At 62.6% G+C, this 7342-nt stretch carries 8 protein-coding genes; 6 read left to right on the forward strand and 2 right to left on the reverse strand.

From position 1 onward, the window contains the following. Positions 1-23 precede the first annotated feature (23 nt). From ilvN to pnp, 6 genes are all read left to right on the forward strand, one after another. Entirely contained in the window at positions 24-515 is a 492-nt protein-coding gene (gene ilvN, locus RBR29_RS09370; RefSeq protein ID WP_043683853.1) for an acetolactate synthase small subunit, read from the forward strand. 136 nt (positions 516-651) lie between these two features. After that, on the forward strand, positions 652-1668 hold the full coding sequence (ilvC, locus tag RBR29_RS09375) for a ketol-acid reductoisomerase (RefSeq protein ID WP_320348796.1): 1017 nt from the start codon (positions 652-654) through the stop codon (positions 1666-1668). Between the two features lie 93 nt (positions 1669-1761). Further along, on the forward strand, positions 1762-2442 hold the full coding sequence (locus tag RBR29_RS09380; RefSeq protein WP_320348797.1) for a phosphatidylserine decarboxylase: 681 nt from the start codon (positions 1762-1764) through the stop codon (positions 2440-2442). Positions 2443-2470: 28 nt separating this feature from the next. Then, positions 2471-3232, forward strand: coding sequence for a CDP-diacylglycerol--serine O-phosphatidyltransferase (gene pssA, locus RBR29_RS09385; RefSeq protein WP_320348798.1), 762 nt, complete (start codon positions 2471-2473; stop codon positions 3230-3232). Positions 3233-3321: 89 nt separating this feature from the next. Continuing rightward, positions 3322-3591 (forward strand): 30S ribosomal protein S15, encoded by a 270-nt coding sequence (rpsO, locus tag RBR29_RS09390; RefSeq protein WP_320348800.1) that lies wholly within the window; start codon positions 3322-3324, stop codon positions 3589-3591. A 157-nt stretch (positions 3592-3748) separates the two neighbouring features. After that, complete coding sequence (gene pnp / locus RBR29_RS09395) at positions 3749-5908, forward strand: polyribonucleotide nucleotidyltransferase (RefSeq protein ID WP_320348801.1); 2160 nt, start codon at positions 3749-3751, stop codon at positions 5906-5908. A gap of 117 nt (positions 5909-6025) precedes the next feature. Here pnp and speG read toward each other — a convergent pair whose 3' ends face one another. Next, entirely contained in the window at positions 6026-6583 is a 558-nt protein-coding gene (gene speG, locus RBR29_RS09400; RefSeq protein ID WP_320348802.1) for a spermidine N1-acetyltransferase, read from the reverse strand. A 54-nt stretch (positions 6584-6637) separates the two neighbouring features. Next, the coding region (locus RBR29_RS09405; RefSeq protein WP_320348804.1) for an NAD(P)H-quinone oxidoreductase at positions 6638-7342 on the reverse strand (705 nt) is incomplete at its 5' end.

Consider the following 7342-nt stretch of genomic DNA (forward strand, 5'->3'; position numbering starts at 1 on the left):
GAGGACCTGTGAGGGGATAAGCCATGAAACACGTGATTTCCATTCTGCTGGAAAACGAACCCGGTGCCCTGTCGCGCGTGGTGGGGCTGTTTTCCGCGCGCGGCTACAACATCGAAACGCTGACGGTCGCGCCCACCGAAGACGCCACCCTATCGCGCATGACCATCGTCACGGTCGGTTCCGACGAGATCATCGAACAGATCACCAAACACCTGAACCGTCTGGTGGATGTGGTAAAAGTCGTCGATCTGTCCGAAGGCCCGCACGTCGAACGCGAATTGATGCTGATCAAGGTCCGCGCGGTTGGCAAGGAACGCGAGGAAATGAAGCGTATGGCGGAAATCTTTCGCGGGCGCATCATCGACGTCACCGACAAGACCTACACCATCGAACTGACCGGCGTGCAGGACAAGATCGCCGCCTTCATCGGGGCGCTGGATCGCAGCGCCATCCTTGAAACCGTCCGCACCGGCGTGTCCGGCGTGGGTCGCGGCGAACGGGTGCTCAAGCTTTGATCAACCTGTGCAGCCGCCCGCCTTGCCGTTGACGGGCGGCCTGGATTCGTCAGGCATGAAACCGTTTCTTCAGGGACTGTGCCATGTCCTGCCTCACAACCTCTCGTTTCAGAATTAAAAAATTGGAGTTTCCAACATGAAAGTTTTCTACGACAAAGACTGCGACCTGTCCCTGATCAAAGGCAAGACCGTTGCCATCATCGGCTATGGTTCCCAGGGCCATGCGCATGCGCAGAACCTGAATGATTCCGGCGTCAAGGTGATCGTCGGCCTGCGCAAGAACGGCGCGTCCTGGAAAAAGGCCGAAAATGCCGGCCTGACCGTCAAGGAAGTCGCCGAAGCCGTCAAGGCCGCCGATCTGGTCATGATGCTGCTGCCCGACGAGAACATCGCCCAGGTCTATCGCAGCGAAGTCGCCGCCAACCTGAAGGCTGGCGCCGCGCTGGCCTTTGCCCATGGCTTCAATGTGCACTACGGCCAGGTCGTGCCGCGCGCCGACGTGGATGTCATCATGATCGCCCCCAAGGCCCCGGGCCACACCGTGCGCAACACCTACACCCAGGGTGGCGGCGTGCCGCATCTGGTGGCCGTGCACCAGGACGTCTCGGGCAAGGCACGCGACCTGGCCTTGTCCTACGCCATGGCCAACGGCGGCGGCCGTGCTGGCATCATCGAGACCAACTTCCGCGAAGAAACCGAAACCGACCTGTTCGGTGAACAGGCCGTGTTGTGCGGCGGTACCGTCGAACTGATCAAGGCCGGCTTCCAGACCCTGGTCGACGCGGGCTACGCGCCGGAAATGGCGTATTTTGAATGCCTGCACGAACTGAAGCTGATCGTGGACCTGATCTACGAAGGCGGCATCGCCAACATGAACTACTCGATCTCCAACAACGCGGAATATGGTGAATACGTCACTGGCCCGCGTGTGGTGACCGACGAAACCCGTGCCGCGATGCGCCAGTGCCTGGCCGACATCCAATCGGGTGTCTATGCCAAGAACTTCATCCTGGAAAACGCTGCCGGGGCCCCGGAACTGACCTCGCGCCGCCGCCTGAATGCGGAATCGCAGATCGAGCAGGTCGGTGCCAAGCTGCGTGCCATGATGCCGTGGATCGCAGCCAACAAGCTGGTGGATCAGTCCAAGAACTGATCTTTCCTGCGTGCTGAGTGGCCGGGCGTCCCCGCAGGGCGCCCGGCCATTGCATTTGTCCTTGGGCTGAATTGGGTTATTCTTGCGCCTACCATGAGAATCCCCCCTTACCCCCATCCGCTGATCGCCCGCGAAGGCTGGCCCATCCTGGCCGGTGCGCTGCTCGTGTCCCTGCTGGTGACCTGGTGGTCGCCGTGGGCGTCCGTTCCGTTCTGGGTGTTCACGCTGTTTGCCCTGCAGTTCTTCCGTGACCCCGCGCGCGAGGCGCCGGAGGGCGAAGGCCTGGTGCTGTGTCCGGCCGATGGCCGCATCGTCTGCGTCGAAGACGCCATCGATCCTTATGCGGGGGGCCGTCCAGCGCTGAAGATCAGCGTGTTCATGAACGTCTTCAATGTCCATTCGAATCGTGCCCCGGTCGATGGCCAGGTCCGGTCGATCGAATATTTCCCGGGCAAGTTCTTCAATGCTTCCCTGGACAAGGCTTCCCTGGAAAACGAGCGCAATGCCATGGTGCTCGACAGGGCGGATGGCCAGGTGGTCACGGCCGTGCAGGTCGCCGGATTGGTGGCCAAGCGCATTCTGTGCCATGCGCGGGTCGGACAGGCGCTGTACGCAGGGCAGCGCTATGGCTTCATCCGCTTCGGCTCGCGGGTGGACGTATACTTGCCCCCAGGGGCGCGTCCCCGGGTCGCCCTGGGCGACAAGGTCAAGGCCACCAGCACGGTCCTGGCCGAACTACCCGTTTCAATCGGGGATGATGCTTCCGCAGCCTGATCTGCCTCCGACCTCACACTTTTGATCGATGCCTGACGAACCGCAGCGCCGCCGCAGTATTTATCTGCTTCCCAATGCTTTCACGACCGCCAACCTGTTCGCGGGTTTCTACGCGGTCGTCCAGGCCATGAACCAGCATTTCGAGGTGGCGGCCATCGCCATTTTCCTGGCGATGGTATTCGACAGCATGGATGGGCGCGTGGCCCGGCTGACCAATACCCAGTCCGCCTTCGGCGAACAGTATGATTCCCTGGCCGACATGATCTCTTTTGGCATGGCGCCCGCGCTGGTGATGTACGAATGGTCGCTGCAGGACCTGGGGCGTTGGGGCTGGCTGGCTGCATTTGTCTACGTGGTGGGGGCGGCCTTGCGTCTGGCGCGCTTCAATGCCAATATCGGCAAGATCGACAAACAATACTTCCAGGGCCTGCCCAGCCCGGCGGCGGCGGCCCTGATTGCCGGTTTCGTCTGGCTGTCGGTGGACAACAAACTGTCTCTTTCCGATGGCATCGTGCCCTGGGCAGCTTTCACGTTGACGGTCTATGCGGGCGTGGCCATGGTGTCGAATGCGCCATTTTTCAGCGGCAAATCCTTTGCCCTGGGCCGCAGTGTGCCGTTCTGGGTCATGCTGGTGGTGGTGGCGGTCTTCGTGTTCGTGTCCAGCGACCCACCGGTGGTACTGTTCGCCCTGTTCGTGCTCTACAGCCTGTCGGGCTGGGTGCTGTGGCTGTGGCGCGTGCGCCGCGCTCGTCGCCTGGGGCAGCGCATGCGGGACTCAAATCCGCTATAATCTTTCCGCGCCACGATTTGCGTGGCGTTTTCATTTGATCTCACGGCAGCGCACCCTCGGTGCTGCCGCATGTTCCAGAGGAATAGAAAATGTCAGTTGCAGATATCGTCAAATCCGACATCGTCGCGCAGTTCCAGCGCGCTGCTGGTGACACCGGCTCTCCTGAAGTCCAGGTGGCCCTGCTCACGGCCCGCATCAACGAACTGACCGGGCACTTCAAGACCCACACGAAAGACCACCATTCGCGTCGCGGCCTGCTGCGCATGGTCAGCCGCCGTCGCAAGCTGCTGGACTACCTGAAGGGCCGCAACCCGGATTCGTACCGCGCGCTGATCGAAAAACTCGGCCTGCGCAAGTAATGCCCGGGGGATTCGCTCCCCTCGCACGAGCCGTGCACGCTGCATTGTCTGGCGCAGCGTGTGCGGCTTTTTGTCATGGGGCGTCGCAATCGGCCCCGCCTCTGGCGGGCGGGTCGCGGGCATGAGCCTGCAGGCGCTCCTTTTATAGGATCAGAAAATGTTCAACAAAGTGAGCAAGTCGTTCCAGTACGGCCCGCACACCGTCGTCCTGGAAACCGGCGAAATCGCCCGTCAGGCCTCCGGTGCGGTGCTGGTGTCCGTCGACGACACCGTGGTGCTGGCCACGGTGGTGGCGGCCAAGACCGCCAAGCCCGGCCAGGATTTCTTTCCGCTGACCGTCGATTACGTCGAAAAGACCTACGCTGCCGGCAAGATCCCCGGCGGGTTCTTCAAGCGCGAAGGCAAGCCGTCCGAAAAGGAAATCCTGACCTCCCGACTGATCGACCGCCCGCTGCGCCCGCTGTTCCCGGACGGTTTCTACAATGACGTCCAGATCATCATTCATACGGTGTCGGTCAATCCGGAAGTCGATCCCGACATTCCCGCCCTGATCGGCGCCTCGGCTGCGCTGGCGATCTCCGGCATCCCCTTCAACGGCCCGGTGGGTGCTGCCCGCGTGGGCTATATCAACGGCCAATATGTCCTGAACCCCAGCGCCTCGCAGGTGCGTGATGAGTCCCAGCTGGATCTGGTGGTGGCGGGCACCGAGGCTGCCGTACTGATGGTCGAATCCGAGGCCAAGCAATTGTCCGAGGATGTGATGCTGGGTGCCGTGGTGTTTGGCCACGAACAGATGCAAGCCTGCATCAACGCCATCCACGAACTGGTGGCCGAGGCCGGCAAGCCCGAATGGGACTGGCAGCCGGCCCCGCGCAACGAAGTCCTGGCCACCGCCGTGCGCGCCGCTGCCTTCGAACCCCTGCGGGCCGTCTATCAGCTGCGTGACAAGCAGGAACGCACGACGCGCCTGCGCCAGGTCTATGTCGACGTCAAGGCCAAGCTGGCCGAACATGCGGCGGCCCGGGGCGACGAAGCCCCCGATCAGGTTGAAGTCGAGAACATGCTGTTCGCCCTGGAATCGGAAATTGTCCGAGGCCAGATCCTGAATGGCGAGCCGCGCATCGATGGCCGCGACACGCGCACTGTGCGTCCGATCAGCATTCGCCTGGGTGTGCTGCCGCGTGCCCATGGTTCCGCGCTGTTCACGCGCGGCGAGACCCAGGCACTGGTGGTCACGACCCTGGGCACCAAGCAGGACGAGCAGATCATCGACTCGATCATGGGCGAATACCGTGACCGTTTCATGATGCACTACAACATGCCGCCGTTCGCCACGGGTGAAACCGGTCGTTTCGGCGTGCCCAAGCGCCGCGAGATCGGCCACGGCCGTCTGGCCAAGCGCGCGCTGTCGCCGCTGCTGCCTGCAGCAGAGGATTTCCAGTACACCTTGCGCCTGGTATCCGAGATCACCGAATCGAACGGTTCTTCGTCCATGGCCTCGGTCTGCGGCGGCAGCCTGTCCATGATGGACGCCGGCGTGCCGGTCAAGGATCATGTGGCGGGCGTTGCCATGGGCCTGATCAAGGAAGGTGGCAAGTTTGCCGTCCTGACCGACATTCTGGGCGATGAGGATCACCTGGGCGACATGGACTTCAAGGTGGCCGGTACCGTCAGCGGTGTCACCGCCTTGCAGATGGACATCAAGATCCAGGGCATCACCAAGGAAATCATGCAGGTGGCGCTGGCCCAGGCCCGCGAAGGCCGTCTGCATATCCTGGGCAAGATGCGCGAAGCCATCGATGGTTCGCGCCAGGAGTTGTCCAATTTCGCGCCGCGGATGATCAGTCTGAAGATCAATCCGGAAAAGATCCGCGATGTGATCGGCAAGGGCGGTGCCACCATCCGTGCGCTGACCGAGGAAACTGGTTGCCAGATCGATATCAACGATGATGGCAACATCACCATCGCCAGCGCCGATCTGGACCGCGCCCACGAGGCCGAGCGCCGCATCAAGGAATTGACCGCCGACGTCGAGGTGGGCCAGGAATATCCGGGCACCGTCCAACGCCTGCTGGATTTCGGCGCCATCGTCCAGGTGCTGCCAGGTCGCGATGGTCTGCTGCATATTTCCGAGATCGCCAACTACCGCATTGCCGACATCAACGACGTGCTGACGGTCGGCCAGTCGGTGCGCGTCAAGGTCATCGAGGCTGACGAACGTGGCCGTCTGCGTCTGTCGGTCAAGGCGATCGGTGGTATCGAAGCCCAGGGCGGACCCGCTGCTCCGTCGGCCCCATCCGCTGCGGGCGAGCAGTAGTCTTTGCCACATGCGCCATGCGGCCTGTGGGCTGCGTGGACAACGACAACGGGCGCCCTGAAGGGCGCCCGTTGTCGTTGCAGCAAACGGTTTCCGCCTGCCTTGACTGAGGCTGGCTCAGTAGGTGGTTGTTTCTGTCAGGCGGGTATGCGAGGGCGGGTGTTTGCCCAGATAGTCGTGCTGGAACAAGCGCATCCGCAGCGCGCTGCGGTATTCACCATTGGCGAAGAATTCGTCCTGCAGTTCGCCTTCGGTCTGGAAACCCAGGCGGGTGTAGATCCGGATCGCTTTTTTGTTCTCGGTGTCCACGATGAGGTAGATTTTGTAAAGATTCAGCACCTTGAAGCCGTATTCCATCGCCAGCCGCGTTGCGCGGGTGGCCAGGCCCCGCCCCTGGTGGTTGGGTGCGATGATGATCTGGAATTCAGCGCGCCGGTGGACATGGTCGATTTCCACCAGTTCCACCAGTCCGGCGCGCTCGTCATCGCATTCAACGATGAATCGCCGTTCGTTCTGGTCGTGGACGTGCTGGTCGTACAAGGATTGCAGTTCGGTGAAGGTGGCGTAGGGCTCTTCGAACCAGTAGCGCATCACGCTGGCATTGTTGTCCAGTTGATGCACGAATTGCAGGTCCGTCCGTTCCAGCGGGCGCAGTTTGACGTGTTCGGTGGTCATGGTGGGATCTCTTTGAAGGTTTCAGAGGACATACAGGCAGGCCTGGCGGCAGGTTCAGCGCACGGCCAGCACGATCTTGCCGATCTGCTCGCCTGCATCCATCATTGCGTGGGCGCGCGCGGCTTCGGCCAGAGGGAAGGCCGCATGGATCGAGGGACGCACGGCGCCGGATTCCAGCAAGGGCCAGACCCGTTCGCGCAGCGCGGTTGCGATGCGGGCCTTGAAGGCCACGGGCCGCGCACGCAGCGTCGATCCCGTGACCGTCAGGCGGCGGCGCATCACCTGGCCGCAGTTCAGCGTGCCGCGCGCGCCGCCCAGCAGGGCGATCATTACCAGCCGGCCATCATCGGCCAGCACTTCGATGTTGCGCGCCAGGTAGTCGCCTGCGACCATGTCCAGAATCACGTCCACGCCGCGCCCATCCGTCAGGGCCTTGATCTCTGCGACGAAATCCTGTGCGCGATAGTCGATGCCGCGCGTGCAGCCCAGGGCCTCGATGGCCCGCACACGATCGGGGCTGCCGGCGGTGGCGTAGACCGTATGGCCGAAGGCGCGCGCCAGGGCGATGGCCGTCGTGCCGATGCCGCTGGCGCCACCATGAACCAGCAGGGTTTCACCGGGGGCCAGAGCGCCTCGGTCAAAGACATTGCTCCAGACCGTGAAGTAGGTTTCCGGCAGGGCGGCGGCCTCGATCATGGACAGACCCGCTGGCACGGGCAGGCATTGCGCGGCGGGGGCGACGCAGAATTGCGCATAGCC

Source organism: Castellaniella sp. (assembly GCF_034007085.1).
Lineage (GTDB): Bacteria > Pseudomonadota > Gammaproteobacteria > Burkholderiales > Burkholderiaceae_B > Castellaniella.